The sequence below is a fragment of the Shinella sp. HZN7 genome, assembly GCF_001652565.1.
In the GTDB taxonomy this organism is placed as follows: domain Bacteria; phylum Pseudomonadota; class Alphaproteobacteria; order Rhizobiales; family Rhizobiaceae; genus Shinella; species Shinella granuli.
In genome coordinates this window covers 17,900-40,452 of sequence record NZ_CP015746.1, presented here as the reverse complement: position 1 = coordinate 40,452, position 22,553 = coordinate 17,900, and the positions used below count along the sequence as shown (strand labels likewise).

General features: G+C 61.6%; 24 protein-coding genes. 14 read left to right on the top strand and 10 right to left on the bottom strand.

What is annotated here, in order from left to right:
• Positions 1 to 17 precede the first annotated feature (17 nt).
• From shn_RS33675 to shn_RS33655, 5 genes are all read left to right on the top strand, one after another.
• Positions 18 to 680 carry a conjugal transfer protein TrbF gene (locus shn_RS33675; RefSeq protein ID WP_064334778.1) on the top strand — a complete coding sequence of 221 codons (663 nt, stop codon included), beginning with the start codon at positions 18 to 20 and terminating at the stop codon, positions 678 to 680.
• A gap of 16 nt (positions 681 to 696) precedes the next feature.
• Positions 697 to 1,509 (top strand): P-type conjugative transfer protein TrbG, encoded by an 813-nt coding sequence (gene trbG / locus shn_RS33670; RefSeq protein ID WP_064334777.1) that lies wholly within the window; start codon positions 697 to 699, stop codon positions 1,507 to 1,509.
• A gap of 2 nt (positions 1,510 to 1,511) precedes the next feature.
• Positions 1,512 to 1,949 carry a conjugal transfer protein TrbH gene (gene trbH, locus shn_RS33665; protein ID WP_064334776.1) on the top strand — a complete coding sequence of 146 codons (438 nt, stop codon included), beginning with the start codon at positions 1,512 to 1,514 and terminating at the stop codon, positions 1,947 to 1,949.
• A 10-nt stretch (positions 1,950 to 1,959) separates the two neighbouring features.
• A complete protein-coding gene (gene trbI / locus shn_RS33660) occupies positions 1,960 to 3,264 on the top strand; it encodes an IncP-type conjugal transfer protein TrbI (protein WP_064334775.1) in 1,305 nt (434 codons plus the stop codon).
• Positions 3,265 to 3,467: 203 nt separating this feature from the next.
• A complete protein-coding gene (locus shn_RS33655; protein ID WP_084438747.1) occupies positions 3,468 to 4,169 on the top strand; it encodes an autoinducer binding domain-containing protein in 702 nt (233 codons plus the stop codon).
• 3 nt (positions 4,170 to 4,172) lie between these two features.
• On the opposite strand, the gene shn_RS33650 is transcribed toward shn_RS33655, so the two are convergent.
• Positions 4,173 to 4,487, bottom strand: coding sequence for a transcriptional repressor TraM (locus shn_RS33650; protein WP_145926151.1), 315 nt, complete (start codon positions 4,485 to 4,487; stop codon positions 4,173 to 4,175).
• Positions 4,488 to 4,779: 292 nt separating this feature from the next.
• Here shn_RS33650 and shn_RS33645 point away from each other — a divergent pair, with 292 nt between their 5' ends.
• Complete coding sequence (locus tag shn_RS33645; protein WP_242224990.1) at positions 4,780 to 5,136, top strand: type II toxin-antitoxin system VapB family antitoxin; 357 nt, start codon at positions 4,780 to 4,782, stop codon at positions 5,134 to 5,136.
• Positions 5,133 to 5,531, top strand: a complete 399-nt coding sequence (locus tag shn_RS33640) for a type II toxin-antitoxin system VapC family toxin (protein WP_064334773.1) — start codon at positions 5,133 to 5,135, stop codon at positions 5,529 to 5,531. Before shn_RS33645 ends, shn_RS33640 begins: the two co-directional genes overlap by 4 nt.
• Before the next feature lie 191 nt (positions 5,532 to 5,722).
• Here shn_RS33640 and shn_RS33635 read toward each other — a convergent pair whose 3' ends face one another.
• The 3 genes from shn_RS33635 to shn_RS33625 form a co-directional block, all read right to left on the bottom strand.
• A complete protein-coding gene (locus shn_RS33635) occupies positions 5,723 to 6,157 on the bottom strand; it encodes a hypothetical protein (RefSeq protein WP_064334772.1) in 435 nt (144 codons plus the stop codon).
• 84 nt (positions 6,158 to 6,241) lie between these two features.
• Positions 6,242 to 7,165: an IS110 family transposase gene (locus shn_RS33630; RefSeq protein WP_168168934.1), complete on the bottom strand. Its 924-nt coding sequence runs from the start codon at positions 7,163 to 7,165 to the stop codon at positions 6,242 to 6,244.
• A 491-nt stretch (positions 7,166 to 7,656) separates the two neighbouring features.
• Complete coding sequence (locus tag shn_RS33625) at positions 7,657 to 8,433, bottom strand: hypothetical protein (protein WP_242224988.1); 777 nt, start codon at positions 8,431 to 8,433, stop codon at positions 7,657 to 7,659.
• A gap of 250 nt (positions 8,434 to 8,683) precedes the next feature.
• On the opposite strand from shn_RS33625, the gene shn_RS33620 reads away from it, so the two are divergent.
• Positions 8,684 to 9,787 (top strand): SEC-C domain-containing protein, encoded by a 1,104-nt coding sequence (locus shn_RS33620; protein WP_245337566.1) that lies wholly within the window; start codon positions 8,684 to 8,686, stop codon positions 9,785 to 9,787.
• Positions 9,788 to 9,875: 88 nt separating this feature from the next.
• Here the strand turns inward: shn_RS33620 and shn_RS33615 are convergent, their stop codons facing one another.
• Genes shn_RS33615 through traA form a run of 4 tightly spaced genes read right to left on the bottom strand, consistent with a single transcriptional unit; the run spans position 9,876 to position 15,826 of the window.
• The gene (locus shn_RS33615) at positions 9,876 to 10,514 is read right to left on the bottom strand and encodes a TraH family protein (RefSeq protein ID WP_064334771.1); all 639 of its coding nucleotides are present in this window, start codon (positions 10,512 to 10,514) and stop codon (positions 9,876 to 9,878) included.
• Positions 10,515 to 10,528: 14 nt separating this feature from the next.
• Positions 10,529 to 11,692: a conjugal transfer protein TraB gene (locus shn_RS33610; protein ID WP_064334770.1), complete on the bottom strand. Its 1,164-nt coding sequence runs from the start codon at positions 11,690 to 11,692 to the stop codon at positions 10,529 to 10,531.
• Positions 11,682 to 12,200 carry a conjugative transfer signal peptidase TraF gene (traF, locus tag shn_RS33605; RefSeq protein ID WP_245337565.1) on the bottom strand — a complete coding sequence of 173 codons (519 nt, stop codon included), beginning with the start codon at positions 12,198 to 12,200 and terminating at the stop codon, positions 11,682 to 11,684. The genes shn_RS33610 and traF overlap by 11 nt, the downstream gene beginning before the upstream one ends.
• A gap of 44 nt (positions 12,201 to 12,244) precedes the next feature.
• Positions 12,245 to 15,826 (bottom strand): Ti-type conjugative transfer relaxase TraA, encoded by a 3,582-nt coding sequence (traA, locus tag shn_RS33600; RefSeq protein ID WP_064334768.1) that lies wholly within the window; start codon positions 15,824 to 15,826, stop codon positions 12,245 to 12,247.
• Positions 15,827 to 16,081: 255 nt separating this feature from the next.
• Between traA and traC the strand changes: the two genes are divergently transcribed.
• The 4 genes from traC to shn_RS33580 are packed head-to-tail and all read left to right on the top strand — an operon-like array spanning position 16,082 to position 19,007.
• Entirely contained in the window at positions 16,082 to 16,378 is a 297-nt protein-coding gene (traC, locus tag shn_RS33595; protein ID WP_064334767.1) for a conjugal transfer protein TraC, read from the top strand.
• Between the two features lie 4 nt (positions 16,379 to 16,382).
• Entirely contained in the window at positions 16,383 to 16,598 is a 216-nt protein-coding gene (gene traD, locus shn_RS33590; RefSeq protein WP_064334766.1) for a type IV conjugative transfer system coupling protein TraD, read from the top strand.
• On the top strand, positions 16,585 to 18,507 hold the full coding sequence (gene traG, locus shn_RS33585; RefSeq protein ID WP_064334765.1) for a Ti-type conjugative transfer system protein TraG: 1,923 nt from the start codon (positions 16,585 to 16,587) through the stop codon (positions 18,505 to 18,507). The genes traD and traG overlap by 14 nt, the downstream gene beginning before the upstream one ends.
• 59 nt (positions 18,508 to 18,566) lie before the next feature.
• Positions 18,567 to 19,007, top strand: a complete 441-nt coding sequence (locus tag shn_RS33580; protein ID WP_064334834.1) for a thermonuclease family protein — start codon at positions 18,567 to 18,569, stop codon at positions 19,005 to 19,007.
• 92 nt (positions 19,008 to 19,099) lie between these two features.
• On the opposite strand, the gene shn_RS33575 is transcribed toward shn_RS33580, so the two are convergent.
• Both shn_RS33575 and shn_RS33570 read right to left on the bottom strand, forming a co-directional pair.
• On the bottom strand, positions 19,100 to 19,285 hold the full coding sequence (locus shn_RS33575) for a hypothetical protein (RefSeq protein WP_064334764.1): 186 nt from the start codon (positions 19,283 to 19,285) through the stop codon (positions 19,100 to 19,102).
• A gap of 658 nt (positions 19,286 to 19,943) precedes the next feature.
• Complete coding sequence (locus tag shn_RS33570) at positions 19,944 to 20,318, bottom strand: helix-turn-helix domain-containing protein (RefSeq protein ID WP_064334763.1); 375 nt, start codon at positions 20,316 to 20,318, stop codon at positions 19,944 to 19,946.
• Positions 20,319 to 20,458: 140 nt separating this feature from the next.
• Here shn_RS33570 and shn_RS33565 point away from each other — a divergent pair, with 140 nt between their 5' ends.
• Together shn_RS33565 and shn_RS33560 are read left to right on the top strand one after the other, a co-directional pair.
• Positions 20,459 to 21,499 (top strand): NAD(P)-dependent alcohol dehydrogenase, encoded by a 1,041-nt coding sequence (locus tag shn_RS33565; protein WP_245337564.1) that lies wholly within the window; start codon positions 20,459 to 20,461, stop codon positions 21,497 to 21,499.
• Positions 21,500 to 21,565: 66 nt separating this feature from the next.
• Positions 21,566 to 22,546, top strand: coding sequence for an LLM class flavin-dependent oxidoreductase (locus shn_RS33560; protein ID WP_064334762.1), 981 nt, complete (start codon positions 21,566 to 21,568; stop codon positions 22,544 to 22,546).
• The last annotated feature ends 7 nt before the right edge of the window (positions 22,547 to 22,553 follow it).

Here is a 22,553-nt window from a genome sequence, read left to right as displayed (position 1 = left end):
GAAGAAGAGATTGATCGATGGCAGCAGATCGCGCCCCTGAAAACCCTTATCTCGCCGCGCGTCAGGAATGGTCCGAGCGATACGGCTCCTACGTCCAGTCGGCGCGGGCCTGGCGCATCGTCGGCATTCTCGGCCTGACCATGGCCGTGATCGGCTTCAGCTATGCCATGTATCTGAGCACTCAGGTCAAGTTGGTGCCCTATATCGTCGAGGTCGACAAACTCGGCACCTCCGTCACGGTCGGCTTTCCCGAGCAGATCGAATACGCCGATGCCCGCGTCGTGCGCGCGACGCTCGGCAACTTCGTGACCAGCTTCCGATCCATCACGCCGGATGCCGTCGTGCAGAAGCAATATATCGACCGGACCTATGCGCTGCTTCGGACATCCGACCCCTCGACCCAGAAGATCAATTCCTGGTTTCGGGGAAACTCGCCGTTCGAGAAAGCGAAGACCTCGACGGTCGCGATCGAGGTCAACAACATCGTGGCGCTCTCCAACCAGACCTATCAGGTCGACTGGACGGAATATGAGCGCGACCGGAAGGGCAAGGAAACCGGAACACGGCGTTTCCGCGGCATTGCCACGGTCTCGCTAACGGCGCCCCAGGACGAGTCGACCATCCGGCTCAACCCCATCGGTCTCTACGTCCAAGACTTCGACTGGACAGCACAGCTTTAAGGGCAGGGAACATCAAATGCACAGATCAGGATCGATCGCGGCCGCCGGCTGCATGGCCGCACTCGTGTTCGCCTCCGGCGCACTCGCGCAAAACATGACGACGAACGAGGTGAGGGGAACCAACATTTCGGGCAAATGGCGTGGAACGCCCGGTCTCGTCGCCAAGGGCGCGGATGGCAAGGTCATCTTCCTCTACGGGGAAACCCAGCCGTCGGTCGTCTGCTCCCCGCTTCAGGTCTGCGACATCGAATTGCAAGGTGGCGAGATCGTGCGCGACGTCCTTGTGGGCGACACTGTGCGGTGGAAGGTCGAGCCAGCCACCTCGGGCGCAGCTGGGGGACAGGCGATCCACCTGATCGTGAAACCTTCGGAAGCCGGGCTTGTCACGTCGATGGTCATCACGACGTCGCGGCGGACCTATCACATGCAGCTCAAGTCCCATCCGAGCCAGTACATGGCCCGTGTCGGTTTTGAGTATCCGGAGGACGTCTCCACGAAGCTTGCGGACATCAATGCCCGGCTGGAGACGGGCGGCATCCCTGGCACCGCGCCCGACAAGCTGAACTTCTCCTACTCTGTCAGCGGCAGCGCGGCATGGAAGCCGAAGCGGGTCTATTCGGACGGCACGAAGACCTACATCCAGTTCCCCCGTTCGATCGGTGGGCAAGACGCGCCGGTGCTGTTCGTCGTCAGCGGCGGCCAGAACCGGATCGTCAACTACAGAATGAAGAATGACATGATGATCGTCGACTATGCGGTCGACAAGGCGATCCTCGTTTCCGGGGTCGGCTGGCGACAGCAGAAGATCACCATCCGGCGGGGAGGATAACGATGAAGCGATTGCTTCCCCTCATTCTCGCCGCCGGCCTGCTCTCCGCCTGCCAGACGGCCGACGACGGCCTCTCAACCAACTCGGCGCCGGCCGTCATCTCAGGTCCTGCCGCCAGCGCCATCGCCGGCGATATGGCGAGCCGCCTTGCCGAGCAGATCGGGCCGGCCGGAAGCACGACGCTCAAGATGGACAAGGGCACGTCCGAATTCGCCGTCGCGCTCGAGGCGGCGTTGAAAGGCTGGGGTTTCACCGTCGTCACCGACAGCCAGGTCGAGAAGGGCACAAGACCCATCAAACTCGAATACGGGATCGACAGCATGGACGGACAGGTGCTCGCCCGCCTGTCCACGCCGACAGTCGCGCTCGGCCGCGCCTATGCGGCGACTCCGGGCGGCGCCACGCCGGCGAGCCCGCTTTCGATCATGCAGCGGAACTGAGGAGAAGATCATGGTTCAGTCGCTTCAGCTCGGAACGGCCACTCAGGACGACGACCAAAAGGGCATGCGTCGTCTCAATCGGTTGCCGATCGTCGCGGCGATCATCTTCATCGTGCTGTTCATTGGCGTGGTGGTGATCGGCCTCTCCTGGCGCGGCCTGCCTTTCGGGCGCAACAACGATCTCGACAGCGCCTCGAACACATCGGCCTCGACCTATGGCGACAAGCTCAAGCAAGGCGTATCCGACGGGATTATCGGCGAGCCGGAACAGCGCGAGGTTTTCCAGCCGACGCCTGCGGCCGAACGGCAGGCGGAGGAGAAAAGCGTTCCTGCGGAGTTGCCTCGTCGGACCGAACGGGAAGAGCGTCGGCCGAAGCTGGAATCGCGGGAGGAGTGGCTGGCGCGCCTGGAGCGCGAGCAGGAAGAGCAATATATCCGTGAGAAGTATCGCCAGAGTATGGCACGCTTGCAGGCCCGCGCCGGTGCGCTGGACTCGCCGGTGAAGGTCGACATCTCCGATCTCGGACGCACCAGCACCGATACGGCCACAACAAATGGGCAGCGGCTGGCCACTGCGCCGAGCGGCACATCCGACCTCTACGCGGCGGCGATGAAGTCCGGGCTGCTTGGGCAGAACGTCGACCAGAACGGCCAGACTTCGAAGGAAGAATTCTTCAATCAGGACATCAAGGATCTTGGCTATTTGCCCAACCGCGTCGTTCCACAATTCTCGCCCTACGAGCTGAAACGCGGCTCGGTCATACCCGCGACGCTTATCACCGGCCTGAACTCGGACCTACCCGGACGCATCACCGCGCAGGTCAGCCAGAATGTCTATGACAGCGCCACGGGCTACCGGCTTCTCGTTCCGCAGGGCGCCAAGCTGTTCGGGCGCTACGACTCGAAGGTGTCCTTTGGCCAAAGCCGCGTTCTCGTCGTGTGGACCGACCTGATCTTCCCGAACGGCTCAACGCTGCAAATCGGCGGTATGGCCGGCACGGACGCGGAAGGCTATGGCGGGTTCAAGGACAAGGTGGATCGCCACCTCTGGCGGACATTCGGCTCGGCCGCGCTCGTCGCGATCATCGGGACCGGGATCGATATGTCCTTGCCCGAGAGTTCGACGCTCGCGACGCAGGACACCGCGTCAGATGCAGCAAGGCGCAACTTCGCGGAATCCTTCGGCCGCGTGGCGGAGCAGACGATTTCGAAGAACCTCAACGTGCAGCCGACCATCCGCATCCGTCCCGGCTATAAGTTCAACGTCCTCGTCGATCAGGACATTATCTTTCCCGCCGCTTACGCATCGCGATAGTACGGAAACTGCACACATTCCATACAGTTCGTGAGGTTTGCGTAACCTTCAACCCTGCCGCAACGAAAGCGTCATGGAAATGTCTTCTTTTTTCGCCTATCGATTTCTAACGCCCGCAAGTTGTTGTAGCATCCGCTAATCGCGACACGCGCGTACTAGCCGCACCAGCTTTGTTGCGGCGTTTCGAGCGATGGAGGTATCGATTGAATCAGTGGTTCGTGCGGCTCACCGAGCAGATGTCGCTTGCGCATGATGATGCCGCGGTGGCGGATGTCCTCCAGAAGATGACCAGCGATGCGGGTTTCAGCTACTTCGCCTATCTCAACCTGCAGGCGGAGACCCAGACCGCGATCTCGACCTATCCCAAAGAATGGCAGGTACGGTACTTCGAGAAGAAGTTTGCACACATTGATCCGGTGGTGCTCAACGCGAAATCCCGCCCTGAAGCATTTGCCTGGTCGAATACGGTGACGCCGGGAATGACCAAGGAGCGCCGCGCGTTCTACGGCGAGGCGTCGGAGTTCGGTATCCGCTCCGGTATCTCCGTTCCGATCAACACGGGCTTCGGTCGCATGGCGATGCTGACTTTGGCATCGGATGAACCGAATGCAGGGGAGGGGCTCGACTTCAGCCCGGTCATGGCCGCCGCTTCATTTGGCCAGGTGCATTCGCGAATGGAAGTCATGCGCGTGCGCCCGACGCGTGTCACCCGCATTCGGATGAAAGCGAACGAGTTGACCTGCCTTCGCTGGTGCTCGGAGGGTAAGACGGCGAGGGACATCGCCGACATTGAGAACACGACCTATGGCAACGTCCGCTTCTTCATTCGCAATGCGAAAAACGCGCTCGGCGTAACGTCGTTGGCCCAAGCGACGGCTTTAGCCAAGGAACTCGGCCTGATCTAACCTTCAGTGAGGCTTTTTCGTCAGCGTCTCGGGTATGTATCCAAGAATGTCAAGAAGCGTCGAAACGACCGTCTGTTGCGCATGGACGGCGATCATCGCCGAGATAAAGGCACGGTTGGTGTCGACGCCCGCGCCCGACGGTTGCGATTCCAGGATCGTCTCGAGTCGTATCGCCTCGTCGCGCAGACGGCGGTGCTTTTCCAGTTCCTCAATGACGAACTGCTCGATCTCCTGTGGCTCCAAGCCATTCATGAGGCCGATCAGCGGCCGCAGCACTAACTTGTTTCCCGACACGGTATCATCGTCAGACACATCCACCACATTCACCCACAAAATGGCGTCCGCGGTGCGTCCCCGCCAACTATCCCTTGACCCCAGACCGGGGGTTAGAAAACCGAACACAGTCGGCCCCTGAGACCTTTAGCGACGAGCGCCTGGACATGCGTCACAGGCCCCCGGCCAAATAGCCAGAGGATCCGATATCGTTTCGGCCGATATCCGCCGCTGTGTTCGAGGTTTCTAAGCCTCGAGGCGGTACGGTGCCGCCTTGGAGTTTGTATAGAAAATCTGCTCGCCCAGCGCCAGTCCCGTTTCGGGACTGTCTGGTAACATGGTTTCCAACCGATCGGCCGGGACCTCGCTCGTCGATGGGTTGCCGCATCTGTATTTTCGTCGAAAAATGAACTATATGTGGCTGATCCATTTGAGAGAGACGATGCTGCACCTCACACACGACACCGAACAGCTTGCCCGCAAGGTTGCGGCTCGCGCTGGCCGCAGGCCTGAAGACCTCATTCGCGCTGCGCTCGAGCGCGAAGCGAGAGAACTCGGCGTGTACACTGACCAACCAGCACGGCGCCGGATGACCGTTGAACAGATGATGGCTGTGGGAAAAAAGGTATCTTCGCTGCCACTGCTTGATCCGCGCTCTCCGAAAGAAATTCTGGATGATCTGAACGAGCAATGATCGTCGTCGATTCTTCTGCAGTGATCGCCATTCTCGAAAACGAGGATGATGCAATCGTTTTTGCCCGAGCGATCCAACAGGCCGACAATCTTACGATGTCAGCGGTCAATGCGCACGAATGCGCCGTGGTTCTCCGCGGCCGGCGCGGTCCCGAAGGGGAGCAGATCGCATGGACGTTCTTGGCTGACAACGACGTTAGTATCTCGTCATTCGATGAGATCCAGGCCCGTGGAGCATCCGAGGCGTTCGGAAGATACGGAAAGGGTATTGATCCGAGGGCCAGGCTGAATCTAGCTGACTGCGCCGCCTATACGCTTGCAAAAAGCCTGTCAGCGCCTCTGCTGTTCAAAGGGGAAGACTTCATCCATACGGATGTAACCGTCGCCGTTCGATAAAAAGCAAACTGCTGAATCAAGTGGTTCGAGCGGGATTTGCTTGGCGTATAGATACTCTGAATTTCGGTTGGGATGCGGACTGACATGTTTCGGGCGTCTATGCCACGGAGGCTGTCTTTTACCGGGCCAACGAGCTTCGGCGGTGAAACCAATGCCGCGTGTCAACTTTAGGACAGCCAATCGCATGGCAATTAGTGTCTATCCCCATTGCCGAATCCAGCCTTCTGCTGAAGGCGTTCGTAAATAGTGATAAACGTCAGGAGTGCCCCGAGCCAAGCTACCGGGTAGCCCAGTGCTCGGCTGAGTCCTCGCCAAACAAAACTTCGATTATAGTCCTCAACATCAATGTTTCGGGCGTTCCGCTCGACATTGCGCGATTGTCGTGCCTGCAGTTCCGCGATTGTTCCGGCCGGCATACCGCCGGAATTGCTCATGAAATCATCGAAATTGTCGTACTGCTGAACGGTAAAATTCGGTTCATAGTCTTCATACTGCTTTGGAGAAAACAAGACGATCTCGAAAATCAGTACATAGAGAATCCAGACAACAGAGCCGGCGATCGAAAGCATCCAAAACTGCCTCTCCACCTTGCTCCAAGACTGCGAACCATACAGCATCTTCTCCATGCCATTATCCTCAGAAAGCCTTTCGCTCTAGGGTGCAATACCATCAGGATTACGATGCCGCTTCAAGGGCAACTGTGTTTGAACTTATAGCCTGATCGGCCGGTTGCTCCGGATCATGGCGTTGAGGATGACGAGGAGTTGTCGTCCAGCAGCGATGAGGATGGTTTTGGGGGCCTTGCCGGCGGCACGCATTCGATCCCGCATGGCAATGAGGGTAGGGACGCGCCGGGTTGCGGTTAGGGCTGCAATGTACAGAGCCTCGCGAACCTTTCTCCGCCCACCCCAGATGCGCCTTGTGCCCTTCCATGTTCCGCTTTCACGCGCATGCGGCGCGAGTCCTGCAAGAGAGGCGATACGTCTTCGATCGAGAGTGCCGAGTTCGGGCAATTCTCCAAGCAGGGTTGCCAGCACGGTGGGGCCGATACCGGGCACAGCAGACAGGAGATGGGCCTGCGCCGCAAGGTCACGGCTTTCGCCGATGATGGCCGCGATCTGCTTGTCCAGTTTCTCGATCCTGCGGTCGAAGATGGCGATCATGCTGTCGATGTCGTGAAGCAATTCCGGTTGCCCGGCGCTATGCCGGCGCAGCTTCTCGGCCTTTCGGGCTTCGACCAACTGCTTGCGTCGCCTGAGGAAATCGGCGAGCCGTTTCCTTTGTGGCTCCTGCGGCTTGGTGATGGTCAGGGGAAGGCGCTGCCCCATCTGGGCCAGCACCCTGGCATCGACCTTGTCGGTCTTGGCAAGCACGCCGAGCGCGCGGGCGAACTCGCGTGCCTGCCGTGGGTTGACGCGGGCATAGGTGACGCCGTGCTCCGCAAGGACTTGCATGAGGACAGCATCGCATCCGCTGGTGGCCTCGAAGACGACAAGAGCGGAGGTCTCAAGCGTTACGATCCATTGCGTGATGCCGGACTTGGTGTTCTCGATCCTCGACGTCCTGCGCCCGGCATTGATGCAGACGTCGATGAAGGCGCGGGAAAGATCGCAGCCGACGATGATCTGTGGCATGGTAAAGCTCCTGTCCATGTCGTGCGGGCTCGTGGCAGGCCCAAGCAACTGTTCAGGTTGACGACCAAGCGAAGGGGACCCTTGCTCTCAGACGGGATGGGACCCATGGGGGGACGGGTTCCCCTCCGCTCAAACACAATGCCACATCTCAAACAGACAGGGGGGGGGGCGGCACGCACAAATCAATACCTGCTTTTAAAGAGGTAGACTGGAGCAGGATCGGGCGACGCAAATCTGAAGTCAGCTTTTCCCGCATTGACACCCGAAGCCTGCCTGTCCAGTTCCAACCCAACCCGACGTGAGGTTTCGAGTGGTGACATGCGCACATCGAACGGCGACAATGAAGGTCGCACGCTGCCCGGCCACTTCGAGGCGGGTAACCGACCGTCTGCTTTCGGGCGGCTTTTTGCGAAAGCGGACTATTGATCTGGCATGATGGGTCAGGAGTGGGCGGCTAACTGTAGGCTGCGAGCTATCGAAATCCGGTCAGGTCAATCATTCGCCTCCTTTTCGGCGTTTTCGGGCGTCTCCAATTTCATCAGCCCGCTGTCGATCAGGATCTTCTTCGCGATCACTAACAGCTTCAACTCGTCCTCATGAAACTCCTCGCCTGTGAGGCCACGGTGAACCTCGTCGGCCAGTTGGGCGATCATGGTGATGTAGCTTACGTGCAGCGCGTAGAGATTCTGCGAAAGGTCCTTGTGGTAGATGGGCAGTAGAGATGGTCCTCGTTTTTCGCCCATCTCCATAATCACGATGTCCTTTAGGAGCTGCGCCTGTGATACGTGGGCCGCGCCGCTCAGGTCGCCGTAGACCTGCCCCATGTTCTTGAGGACGCCGATCGTCGCGAATGGTGTTTTAGCGTCCTTGCGGCGCCCAGCAGAATACTCCTCCACGGCGGCAACGATTTCATGCTCCTGACGCAGCAACGTCGCTGCCTGCGGATAGAGACCCTCGACGATGGCGGTCTCAACGAATTGGATGCCCTGCACGAAATGGGCGATCAATGTCATTTGGCCGTGGATGTCTACCCTGTCCTCAGGGATGGACTTACCAGCAATGCGGGACAGGAAGTTCACCAACGCACTGATCGCCGAAGCGTGCGCCTGACTTATATCGGGGAAGAGCTTCTCGGCCTTGAACTTCTTGCGGTTTTTCTCGCACTGCTCCATGACCATGCCGCCATAGATGGTCACGGGACCCAGCGTCTTCTCGCCAATGTTTCCCATCTTCGCCATCCAGTCGCTGCCGAATTTCCAGTCGCTCATAGCTGCTCCTTTTCGATAGAGCCTAGCCCACTGCGCCGACGTTCGGCACGCATGCCATTCGCAACCGACTCACGTGTCCGGCCTCGGCCCAAACCACAGATACTCATTCATCGACTTCCTCAAGTTACGCTCTATAACAAGGCGGCCTCTCGACGCTATCGATACCGACAGCTATATCTGGGGAATGGTTCCGCATCCGTCACTCAGCGCACCGAAGATAAGGCCCGATCTCATTCGGCCCGTCGAGACGATGGGCCCTTACGATTTATGCTGGTGCCGCTCGGGAAAGAAATACAAGTGGTGCCATTTTCGGCGCGAACAGCAGAAGCCGATCAACATCTTTGAAATCGAAGCAGGAATGATCGCCGAGTTCCGCGACGGCTACTGCTCTCATCCAGATCCCGTGGCTGATCCTTGCAGCGCGACGATGACCAAGGCCCATACCGTGCAGAAGAAAGGCGGCCTCGCCGCGATCGCCGAAGTAGGCCACGTCCTCACCGTGAAGCCTACGATGAAGGAGATGATCGAAACCGAAGGCAACCCACAGCCGCGCAAAATCGGCGTCAACAACGCATCGGTCTTTCCCGGCTTCTGCAGCCGGCACGACACGACGCTCTTTAAGCCGATCGAGGGCAAGTCGCTGGCCCTAACTAAGGACACCGCCTTCCTCTTTTCTTACCGCGCCATAGCCTATGAGCGCTTTGCGAAGGAAGCGCAGCTCCGAAGCACTGACATCCAGCGCGAGGCTGACCGCGGCCATCCATTCTGGAAACAGGCCGCGATTCAAATGCACCTGGCGACTGTCATCGCCGGGATCAGGATTGGCATGCGTGATATGGACCTTTGGAAAGATCAGTTCGACGCACGCCTGCTGTCCGGCGCGCGCGATGACTTCCACTTCGTTGCCGTTCGTTTCGACCAGGTTCTACCTGTCGTCGCGTGTGGCGCCCTTCATCCGGAATTTGACTTCCAGGGCAAACCACTCCAACAGCTCGGCCGGGACGGCGTAGACTTCGACCATATCACGCTGACGGTGACCACGTTCGAGGCGCAGACGATCCTAGTGTTCGGCTGGATCGGTTCCGAGGACGGTCCGGCCAAGGCACTTGCCGAGTCGTTTGTTGCGCTCGACGATACTCGGAAGGCCGATGCATTGGTTCGGCTCTTGTTCATCCACACGGACAATCTTTTTCTTCGGCCGAGTTGGTGGGAGGCGCTGCCTGAGACCGATAGGCGGACGTTAAACGAAATGACGCGGAGCGGCACGACCATGCGGATGCGTACCGGCGACGAGATGGCCAATGACGCGACTTCGTTGCTCTCCGCATTGGTTATTGAGGTCGTCAGCGGCTGACCCGCTTTTACAGAAAGCCATAGCCGTTGGCAGCGGCAGCTTTTGGAGCCGCGGCGACGGCTGGTAAATGTCCCCACAGGTGTCGAAATCAGCCGCCGTTGATCCGCGACAGATCTACCCGAATTCCAGCGTTCCCGGTATCCGCCTCGTCCGCTGGCGCGCTCGGCGTTGCGCCCTCAAGCGAGTCATCCTCATCGCCGTCCTGTTGAGGTCCACTTGTCTGATGTTCCTCGTCCTGCTTACTCTCGGCCGGCATATTCCAGCTCGTCCCTGGCTCCTCCGCCTGAAACACGCTCACTCCCTCGAATTCCCCGGTCTTCCAAGAGAAGACGGCATCCTCGAATATCTGGGGGAGCACGTCCTTGCTGGTCGGGTTTCCATACCATTTCGCAACAATCCGCAGGATCTTGGCGAACATCTTCGTGCCCATGCGCAGGTTTTCGCAGGCGTCAACGACATCTGGCTTCAGCTCGGCGGCATCCTTCACGCCGACACCTGCAGGGAACTGCGTCAGCCCCACACGAACGACAGCCCGGCCGACATGCTCGCGGACGATCGCCATGGCTTCGTCCGGCGTCGTCGGCTTCGGCACGAGAATGAGCCTCCCGCCCGACTTCACGGTGATGGCGAGCGGATCGGGCGCTCCGGCGGTCTCGACGAATTGCCGGACGATCGCAGGTGTCAGGGAAGGATCGGCGCATTTTTCGATCAGGGCAGCATCCAGCATGGAGGGCTCCAGGGTCAGATATTGAAGGAGAGCACGAGAGGCGTGGCGAAGAGAGCCGCCCAGGCCGTAGCGCTGGCGCGCTGGATCCCGACGATGGAACTGCCCTCGGTCCACCAGCCGTTGCCGACGGCGACGGCGACATCGGGCGCGTGGGCCATCGACTGCAGAATGGGCCAGACGATGAGCTGCTCGTAGCAGATGAGCGGCGCGACCCTCGTCGGTCCGACCACGACGACGGGATTGGCGAAGAGATGGGCGCGCGCGCCACCATTCATGCCGAACCAGGGCCGCCATGGCTGCCACATCGAACCGGGGACAGGCATACGCTCGCGATAGAGGACACGGCCGCCGTCGCCGTCGATTGCAACGAGAACGTTATCGTAGCCGCCGGCGTCGACCACGGCCGCGCCGGCGACGATCGTGGCGTCACCGGCTCTCACGGCGCGTTCCCAAAGTCGGGCGACCGTCGGCGTCCAGAAACCGAGCGCGCTCTCCGGCAACACGATCACCCGCGCGCCGGCCTTGGCCACTGCCCGCGTCGTGGCAATCAGGTCACGCTGACGGGAAAGTCCGGTATCCCGCCCCAATGATGCACCCATGGCGAGATCGACGCCGCGCCACGATTCAGGTACTTTCGGATCGGTCCAGAAAACGGCGGACCAAAGCCAAGAGGCTGACAAGACGACAGCGACAGCCGGCCCCCTTCGGGAAGCGAGGCCCAGGAGACCGGCTGAAGCTGCGACGAGCCCAAGCCATCCCCATCCCGGAAAGAGGACACCCGCGGCGGTGATCGGATGCGCCCAGCCGGTGATGCCGAAAGGCGGGATCGCCATCAGGATCGCAGCGAGGACATAGCGGATCGGGCGCCAGGTTCCGGACCGCGACCATAGCGCGGCATGGACGGCCGCGAAGCCGGCCGCCGGCACGAACCAGAGCGCGACGCCCGGCCAGATATCCGACGCATAGAATGTGGCGACCCCAAGCGGCAGACCTCTGGACGCCGCCAGGAAATATCCAAGGGAGACCAGCACCGCCGTCGTGCGGTTTGGCGCCATCGACCAGAGCATTGGAAAGGCAAGCGCCACCGGCAACAGGAGCACATGCCCGCTCCATGCGATCCAGCCGGTGGCCACACCAGCGAGAATGAGGATTCCGGCGCGAGCAGCATCAGGGCGCATAGGTCAGCACCTCCTCAGCGAGGCCGAGAATGCCGGCGGCGGGGATCGAACCGAAGTAGCGCGAATCCCATGAAGCCTTGAACGGGGAATAAAGAAACACCTGGCCCGCCGGTACGATTCCCCCGGCATCGCCATGGAGCGGACGCCCTCTCCCGTCCGCCGGCACGATGGTTGTTTGCGGAATGTGCAACCCGTCGATCCGAACATCGGCTCCGATCTCGATGCGCTGCCCTTCGCTGGCGATGACCATCTTGATCAGCGGCGCGTCGCCCGTCGGACAGACACCGCTGCGCAGATAGCCGCGCACCCGCGCCTCGGAAAACGCCACGGTCTCCGGCGGGCAGATGAAGATAAGATCACCGACCGCTGGAGGACGCTTGAGCGGACGAATGCGCCAGATCCCAAGCGGCTCGCTCGCCGTCATGTTGAGCCGATAGCCGGCCGCCGCACCGGCGACGAGCACGGTAATGGCAACGACCAGGCCGGTGGCGATGACGATCACCACCATCCATTGCTGGCGCGCTCGGTACGCGGTGCGAGATCGGGCATCGGTCATTTGAGCGACAGGCCTTTCGCCTGGGTCTGGCGCAACGCCTCTGCCTGCTTGATGCCGACGACCACGCGTTCATGCGCAGCGAGCTGCTGCACCGCCCGCATTGAATTCCACGCCGTTTGCACCTCCGCCTTCTGCGGATCGGTCATGCCGCGCGTGACCGTTTTGAACGCCTCGCCGCCGGCCTCCTTCGCCGACACGCCGAGAAAGGTTCGCTCGCCGAACCGCTCTGTCACCGCCTTGGCGAAACCTTCCAATTCCGCCTTCACCATCTTGTCGGCAAGCGCATATTCGAGACCGGCCGGAAGATCGTTCCGGTCGATGGCGTCGCGTATCCGCTCGAGCGTCTGCTTCGCATTGGGCGACAGCGCCGGGATATCGACCGAGACCTTGATGCGCGCAGCGCGCTCCTCGGTCTCATGCTTGCGCTCGGCCTCGGCCCGACCGCGCAGATATCGTTCCAGATTGCGGGCGAGCGCAGGCGCGTTGACGAGGGCGGTATCGCGCTCCTGCTTGTCGGCGCGGCTGGCGAACATGCCCGTCTTGCCCTTGAGCGTGCCGAAGGTCTCCGGCTCGGCCGAGATCTTCGCTATCGTCGCGGTGGCGCGCGCCTGATCCTTTATCATCGCATCAACATTGATCGCCGCGAATGCCGCCTCCGGCTGCGCATAGACCATTTGGAAACGCGTGGAGACATCTTTCCACTGCTGCTTCAGCGCCGGATCGTTGGAGAGTTTGTCCTCGACGCTCTGCTCGAGCGATTTGGCGAATGTGGTAATGCCGGCAACCATGGGTCTTGCCTCCTTGACGATGGTCGGAACGGATTGTTTGTCGCTGCCGCGGGCAAGGCCGAGTGCCGCGCCGACAGCTTTCAGCCTTGCGGCGAGATCGACGAGCTTCTGCTTTTGCCGAACGGTCCAGGCGAGCCGGTCGCGGGAAATGGTCCGAGCGACATTCATGAGGTGCATGCCGCGCGCTTCGGCGAAACGGAGGGCGGCGCGATAGGAGGATGCACCCTCATAGTCGAGTGTCGTTTCCTTGGACGCATCGCGGGAAAGGCGTTCCTTCAGCCGCTCCATCGCCAGTTCCTTGACCGGCACGATCTTCCACGTGTTGCGCTTGGCCATCGTGCCATCGGGCAGTCTCACCGACTCCGAGCCCTCGTGGCGAAGACCGATCCGGTCGCCGACATGTGCATCCGCTTCATCAATCGCGCGGGCGAGATCGACGCCCCAGATCGTGCGCTCCTGTCCGTCACCATAGGTGAGCGTGACGAAGTAGCTGTCGCGGTTTCCGGGCTTGTGTTCGTAGGGCGCCTCACCGTGATCGACGAGAACACCACCACGCCGGTTGGTGAACTCTTCCATGCCGACGTAGAGTTCGGCCGCCTCGCGGTGGCGCGTCATCGCGACATAGGTCAGATGACGATCAAGCGTGTTGGAGGCGAGAACTTTGACGCGATCGACAGTGGCGCCCTGGGACTTGTGGATCGTGGTGGCATAGCCGTGATCGACGTTACTGTAGAAGCGCTGTTCGACGGTGACCTGCCTGCGGCTGTCTCCCTCGCCAATCTCTGCGACGATACGGCCTGGCGCAGCTTCAACGACCTTGGCCAGCATCCCGTTCTTGACGCCAAGGCTGCCCTCGTTCTTCAGGAAGACGATCTGGTCGCCGGCGGCGAAACGACGAGCACCGTCCTCGGTCCGGAACACAGAGCCCTCGCCGACAATACCGCGCTCGACAAGCTTGGCGCGGGCCAGCTCGTTCAGTTCGCGGACATCGCGGCGGCGGTGGGCGAGGATGAGCGTGGTCTTCGTCGGATCGAAATCGTAGTTCCAGTTGTCGATCAGTCCCTCGATCGCGTCCTGCCGCGTCCAGCCGGTTTGCACCAGGTCAGCCGCGTCATAGGCGCTCAGCGCGGCCGCCACGTTGCCGCGCGCAAGATCCAGCGACGCATCGCGCATCCATTGCTCACGCTGGCGGTAGATGGTCTCCAGTTCGGCGTATCCGATGCGATCGGCAATAGCGCGAAACGCGGCACCCGCCTCGATCGGCTGGAGCTGATCCGGATCGCCGACAAGCACGAGTTTCGCGCCCGCCTTCGTGACGGCCTCGACGAAGAGTGCAAGCTGGCGAGAAGACACCATGCCTGCCTCGTCCAAGACGAAGACCGTCTTGTCGTCAAGCTGGCTCCGCCCGTCGTTCCAGCGAAGCTCCCACGACGAAAGCGTGCGCGAGACGATCCCGGCTTCGGTCTCCAAGCCCTCGGCCGCCTTGCCCGCCAACGCACCGCCGACGACACGATAGCCGGCCGCCTCCCAGGCTTCGCGCGCCGCCTTCATCATCGTGGTCTTGCCGGCGCCGGCGCGACCGACGACCGCAGCGATCCGATGGCTGCCGGCGACATGGGCGATCGCCGTCTTCTGCTCCTTCGACAGGCGGGAATACCGCGCGAACGTCTCCTGCAGGATTGCGTTTTCGACGCGGTGTGAGGAACGGCCGGCAAGGAAGACCGCCCTGCTGGCCATCTCCGCCTCGGTGCGGATCAGGTCGCGGGTAGTCAGTTTCGCCGGCACCCGCGCGCCACTGGCGAAGTCCACATGCTCACGCTCCAGCCGAACAACGTCAGGGCTTTGCAAAACACGCGCCATCAACGACTGGAAGAGACCAGCGTCATCGACATAGCGATGCAAGATCTTCGCGACGTCGCGCTCGTCGAAGACGCTCTTCTCCCGCGCGATCATATCGATGACGACGGCGGGGCGGTCCTCGATGCGGCGCGCGTTCTCGGCTCGCCGTTCCTCCTGCAGCTCGATGCGTTCCAGCGTGATCGGCTCGGACGCCTCGGCCGACTTCTGCTTGATGGCGTTCGCGCCGACGCCGAGATGGATGGTCGGCTCAAGGGCGATGCCCTGCTTCTCATAGGAGCGGCCATCGACGCGGATGTCGAGACCGGCGAGTGCCAGATGCCGGTTCTGACAGACGAACCAGCCGTCGCGGAAGGCGTTGAAATCCCCGACGCCTCCCGCCCATAGCTCATAGACGATCTTGCCGGAATCGTTGCGCAGCGACTTGCCGTCTGCACCGAGCACCGCGACCTTCTTCGCGCCGAAACCGTCGTCGGTCAGCGGACGCAAGGTAGTCATGAGATGCACATGCGGGTTGCCCGGCGCATCGTGATAGACCCAGTCTGCGACCATTCCCTTGGCGGTGATATGGCTCGCCACGAACTCGCGAACGAGAGCAATGTTCTGATCCGCCGACAGCTCGATCGGCAGGGCCATGGTGACATCCTTGGCGAGCTGCGCATCCGAGCGCTTCTCGAAACCCTCGACAGCGTTCCAGAAAGCCTCCGACGCGGCCGCGACCGAGCGATCGGCGATCATCGACCGCAGCCAGTCCGGAGCGTCCTCCGGAATAACGAATTCCTCATGAAGGAGGCCCTGCTTACGGGTGTAGTCGATGGTCCGCGCCTCGCGCTCGAACTCCATTTTCACGCAGTGCCGGTAGGCCGCCGACAGCACGGCGCTGCGGCCGGAGCCGCGGGCGACGACGCTGACGGAGAAATGAGGGACGGCCACGGCGGAATGCTCTCCCGATTGCAAACGAAATCAACGGGTTCGTCGGGAACGGCAGGCCCGCAAGGGCAGAAAAGCAAGGCGTCGCGTCAGCGACGTATAATTGCGCCCTTGGAAGCCGCTCCTTCGGAACGGCCGGGATGATGCTCAAAGGCGTTGGCTACGCCAACTCGCATTTCTGCGAGTAGATCGGCACGCCGATCTCGGAAATGGTCATGCCGTCAAAGACCTTGAACGGCATGAAAGGACCAGTCGGAGATGAAAAAGCCTTCCTCCAAAATCCGCGAAGAGATCGCCAAGCTCCAGGAGCAGTTGAAGCACGCCGAGACACGCGAGGCCGAACGTATCGGCCGCATTGCGCTCAAGGCCGGTCTTGGCGAGATCGAGATCGACGAGATGGAGCTTCAGGCGGCATTCGAAGAACTGACGAAGCGGTTTCGCGGAGGTAAGGCTGCTGCAAGCGGAGGGAAGAAAGTCGGTGAGGGAGGCAGCGGTGCGGCAACGACCGCGCCGGACACACCTGGCGCGGCTGCGGGCTGCGCTGGCGAGGCTTGAGCGGATGAACCGGACGACGACATCCGACGCGCGCAAGAAGGATACGCGCGAGAAGATCGAGCTGGGCGGCCTGATCGTCAAGGCCGGCTTGCGGTATGAAAAGCGGGCTCTGCTGCTCGGCGCACTGATCGAGCTGCGCCAGCGGCTCGAGCGTGACGCCGGCGAGCGGCCGCGGCTCACCGCCCTTGGCGCGGAGGGCTTCGGCAATGAAGGCGAATAGGGTGGCGCTCGTCGTCGCGCCGATCGCGCTGATGATCCTCGTCACCATCTCCATGGTTGGGATCGAGCATTGGTTATCCGCCTTCGGGAAAACAGATGCCGCGCGCCTCACGCTGGGGCGCGCCGGCATCACCTTCCCCTACGTCGCGGCTGCGGCCATAGGCATCCTCTTTCTGTTTGCCGCCGCAGGATCGGCCGACATCAAGTTTGCCGGCGGCGGCGTCACCGCCGGGAACGTGGTGACGATCATGATCGCGTTTGTGCGCGAGGCGATCCGCCTTGCGGCGATCTCGGCCGACGTAACGCAAGGCAAATCGGTGCTTTCCTATCTCGATCCCGCCACCATGCTCGGCGCGGGCGCGGCGACGATCGCGGCGGGGTTCGGATTGCGCGTCATGCTGAAGGGCAATGCCGCGTTTGCCCGAGCCATGCCGCGCCGCATTCGCGGGAAACGCGCCCTTCATGGCGAAGCCGAATGGATGAAGATGCCGGACGCACAAAAGCTCTTTCCCGATGTCGGTGGCATCGTCATCGGCGAACGCTATCGTGTCGATACGGACACCGTCGCCGCGCAAGCGTTCCGCGCGGATCGGCAGGAAACCTGGGGCTCGGGCGGCAAGTCACCGCTGCTCTGCTTCGACGGTTCTTTCGGCTCCAGCCACGGCATCGTCTTCGCCGGTTCGGGCGGCTACAAGACGACGTCCGTCACGATCCCGACCGCGCTCAAGTGGGGGAGCACGCTCATCGTGCTCGACCCGTCGAACGAGGTCGCGCCGATGGTCCTCGACCATCGCGCCAGGTCCGGGCGCGATGTCCACATTCTCGATCCGAAACGCCCGGAGATCGGCGTCAATGTCCTCGACTGGATCGGCCGGCACGGCGGGACGAAGGAGGAGGACATAGCCTCTGTCGCGTCATGGATCATGAGCGATAGCGGCCGGGCAAGCGGCGTGCGCGACGACTTCTTCCGGGCGTCGGGCCTGCAACTGCTGACCGCGCTGATTGCCGACGTCTGCCTGTCCGGTCATACCGAAGAGAAGGACCAGACCTTGCGCCAGGTTCGCAAGAACCTCGCCGAGCCGGAGCCACGGCTTCGCGAACGCCTCCAGACGATCCACGAAAACTCGAAATCCGACTTCGTGAAGGAGAACGTCGCCGCGTTCGTCAACATGACGCCGGAGACCTTTTCGGGCGTCTATGCGAATGCGGTGAAGGAAACGCACTGGCTTTCCTATCCGAACTATGCGGCGTTGGTGTCCGGCTCCAGCTTCACGACGGACGATCTGGCCGCCGGCACGGTCGACGTCTTCATCAACATCGACCTGAAGACGCTGGAGACGCATTCCGGTCTGGCACGGGTGATTATCGGCTCCTTCCTCAACGCGATCTACAATCGCGATGGGAATGTCGGCGGGAGGGCGCTGTTCCTCCTCGATGAGGTAGCACGTCTCGGCTATATGCGGATCCTCGAAACCGCGCGGGACGCAGGTCGCAAGTATGGCGTCACGCTCACGATGATCTACCAGTCGATCGGCCAGATGCGCGAGACCTATGGCGGCCGCGACGCGGCGAGCAAATGGTTCGAGAGCGCGAGCTGGATTTCCTTTGCGGCGATCAACGACCCCGAGACGGCCGACTACATCTCGAAGCGATGCGGCACGACGACGGTGGAAATCGACCAGATGAGCCGCAGCTCGGCGGCGAAGGGAACGTCGCGCACGCGCTCGAAGCAGCTGGCCGCCCGCGCCTTGATCCAGCCGCATGAAGTGCTGCGGATGCGCGGCGACGAGCAGATCGTCTTCACCGCCGGCAATCCGCCGCTGCGATGCGGCAGGGCGATCTGGTTCCGACGCGCCGACATGAAGACCTGCGTCGGCCAGAACCGATTCCATGGAGCTGCGAAACCATGAGAAACATTGGAACGCCGCTTGCAGTCGCCGCCGCGCTCGCCGCGGGCGTTGGCTGGGTCATGACCGGCGAAGGGCTCGGTCGATCGGATCGTCCGGCATCGTCCGTTCAGTCGTCTTCCGTCGTCGCCAGCGAACAGGATGACCTTTATGCGCAGTTCACGCTTTGCGGACATTCCGCCCGCGTGAACTGCGTGGTGGATGGCGATACGTTCTGGTTCCGCGGCGAGAAGATCCGTATTGCCGATATCGACGCGCCGGAAACTTCCGAACCGCGTTGCAACGCCGAGCGACAGGTCGGCCAAGTTGCCCGCGATCGACTGCTCGACATGCTCAATGACGGTGCATTCTCATTCTCCACGGTCGGCCGTGACAAAGATCGGTACGGTCGCATGCTGCGAACCGTGTGGCGATCGAACATCTCCTTCGGCGAGCAACTCGTCGTGGACGGACTTGCCGCGCGCTGGAACGCGCCGCGGCGCAATTGGTGCGCGCACGATTGATTGCGCGGATGCGTCGCAAGGACGCCTGCATCGGCGCCAACGCGAAGACGTCCAGCTCGGCGGCCCCGAGCTGGACGTCTTGCTCGATCGGCTCAGTGGGCCGAACGCCGATCATGGGGATTGTATTCGTGGATGATATAGAGATCGTCACCATCGTCGATCTCGTCGCTCGGAACGACGCCGTACTCGCCGCCGGCGCGGAAGAGGGTGACGGGAACCATCAAGGTCCGGGAGAGGTCGAAGGCGTGGTTCTGGGCGAGGGAAAGATCGTGCGACATTTTTGAGGCTCCATCCGGAGCGGGCCAATTCCCGCTGATGGCTCCTCGAAGGTCCGACCACGGTCGCGATCACCGTGAAGGCTTGCCGGAGCGGCCGCACGCTGGCGTAGCGGACCCTTTATGGGTTGATCGTAGAAGATCCGGGGATGGATCAGGACGCCATCACCAGAAAGCGGGATTGGGTCGCCTCTGGATCGAGCAAGGTTTCGCGCGATCGTTCTTCCTCATCGACGAGCCCCTCGCTCCTCGACCCCAGAGTTCCCGTCACCCTCTTCCGCGGCGGCATCGAGTGCGCCAAACCCATCGGCTCGATGCTGACCCGCCGCCTGACGTCAGCGGCCTACGCCCCGAATACTCGGCCTGATACAAGGACGACGATCGCATGTCAGCCCCACCTCTCCCCGTCCTTGAGCTCAGCGCGTGATGCGCATGGGAGAGGGATAGGGGTTAGCGCGCGCGGATGCCAGGAATGTTATCAGATCGGCGACCTCATCGGGTTTTGCCGGTCAATGCAAGCCTACGCGATGGCCGATCGCCTGCGGAATCCCGTCGCGTCGCCCCTCAAGCAGCGCCGCGAGTACAACCGACCAAATGAAGTCCATTCAATGGAGCCCGATATCAAACAAGCCGTCGTCCGACGACCACGTGAGATCCGGCATCAACGTTCCTGTGGCACCCCACCGCGCATCTCGCACTTGAGAAATGCCCAATCGATCAATGTCTCGATGGATGGACCGAGTGCTAGGCCGAGCTCGGTCAGCGCATATTCCACTTTGGGAGGCACCTGCGGATAGACCGTCCGGGTAACGATCCCGTCTTTCTCCAGCTCCTTGAGCTGCTGGATCAGCATTTTCTGGTTCACGCCCACGACGCGCTTTTCGAGTTCCGAGAAGCGAACCGGTGCCTTGGCTGCGAAGAGCTGGACGATGATGACGATCTTCCACTTTCCTTCCAGCACCCGCAGGGTTTCGCTCGTCGCGGCAGCCCATAGAAGCTGCTTTTCGTGATCGTCAGACTGCCAGTCTCGTTTCATAACTTACCTTTTGGTGAGTACCACACCAAAAGGTGTGTTCTTGTTATCCCGATAGGCTACCGCTATTTTCGGGTCCAGTAAATAGCCAGTGAAATCCGTGCTCGGCCAACACATCCGTTGGTCTCGGGTTTGGAATAGCTGTGCCGATCGAAAGGACGATTGAGACGATGAAGGCCATACGATGGACGGCTGGTGACAAGCCAGGCCTGTTGCTACACGACGAAGCCATGCCAGACCCCGGCCCGCACGAGGTTGTCGTAAAGGTTCATGCGGCGTCCTTGAACTTCCGCGACCAGGCAATCCTCGACGGTGCGTATGGCGGTCCGACGAAGCCGAATGGCGTGCCTTTGTCAGACGGGGCCGGTGAGGTGATCGCGGTCGGCCGCGAGGTCAAGCGCACAAAGGTCGGCGATCGCGTGTCGGCATCCTGCTGCCAGCACTGGATCGGTGGACCTGCGCGTCCGGAGTATCAGGCCGACAGCCTGGGCATGACGACGGACGGATGGCTGGCGGAGACCATTCTGCTGCACGAGAACGCCATCGTGCACCTGCCGGACTACATGTCCTATGCGGAGGCGGCGTCGCTTCCGTGCGCCGCCGTCACAGCCTGGACGGGGCTTAACCTGTCGTCGCCCCTTCAGGCGGGCGAGACGGTGCTGGTTCAGGGCACCGGCGGCGTGGCGCTGTTCGCGCTGCAGGTCGCGAAGATGTTCGGCGCGAAGGTTCTCGCGATTACCTCGTCGGACGAGAAGGCGGAACGGCTTAAGACGCTGGGTGCCGCCGCCGTCGTCAACTACCGGTCCCATCCGGAATGGGACAAGGAGATCCTGGCCCTGACGGACGGGCGAGGCGTCGACAAGACCATCGACATCGCAGGCGAGAAGACGATCGTGCAGTCGGCGGCCGCGACCCGAAACGGGGGCGACATCTCGCTCGTCGGGTTCACCAGCGGCTTCGGTGGCGGTTTGCCGCCGATCGACATCCTCGCCAAGTCGCTTCACGTCGCCGGCACATCGATCGGGTCGCGGGCGAGCTTCGAGGCACTCTTGCGAGCCATGGCCTTGCACGAGGTGCACCCCGTCCTGGATCAGGTCTTTGCGTTCGCGGACTACCAGTCCGCCTATCAGCGCCTGAAAAGCGGCAACCACATCGGCAAGGTTGTGATCGATGTCACGCGTTGAAGCGATCGTATGCCTCGGCGGGGCGGCTGCACTCGCCGGCCGCGCTTCCGAGAGGAACCCTACACGATGATCCGACTGTCCATCCTCGAACTCGGACGCGTCCGGCAAGGGTCCGATCGTCGCACGGCGCTTGATAACGCGCGCACGCTTGCCCAGCATGCCGAGCGCTTGGGTTTCCAGCGTTTCTGGGTAGCCGAGCATCACAACTCACCGGCGGTCACCACGGCAGCGACGTCGGTTGTCGTGTCTCATATCGCGGCAGGTACGACGACGATCCGCGTTGGTGCCGGCGGCGTCATGCTGCCCAACCACGCGCCTTATGTCATCGCGGAACAATTCGGAACTCTGGAAACTCTCCATCCGGGCCGTATCGACCTGGGGCTCGGTCGCGCCCCCGGCACCGACCAGACGACCTTGCGTGCGCTGCGGCGGGACCCCGGCAACGCGGAAAACTTTCCCCAGGACGTACTTGAGCTGCAGGCGTTTCTCGCCCCCAAGGGCGAAGCGCAGCGGATAGAGGCGGTTCCGGGCTCCGGAACCAACGTGCCGTTGTGGATATTGGGTTCAAGCCTTTACGGGGCGCAACTCGCCGCCGTGCTCGGTCTTCCTTATGCCTTCGGGTCGCAGTTTTCCCCTCATTCACTTCATCAGGCGCTTGAACTCTACCGGGGTAATTTCCAGCCCTCGGAGCAACTGCAGAAGCCCTATGCGATGATCGGGGTCAATGTGATCGCGGCGGAAACGGATGACGAGGCCCGCATTCTCGCAACGTCCCAGCAAATGACATTCGCCGATATGTTCCGGGGCATGCCAAGCCTGCTCAAGCCACCCGTGGACGATATCGAAGCCTACTGGACGCCGCGGGAGAAGGCGCAAACCGAACAGATGCTGAGCTGCAGCGTGGTGGGCAGCGCCGAAACCGTCCGCGCGGGGCTCAAGCAGCTTGTCGCCGACACCGGCGCCGATGAGTTGATGATCGTCTCCGACATCTTTGACTTCGGCAAGCGCGTGCGCTCGCTCGACATAACAGCCCAGGCTGCAACCTAACGAAGGA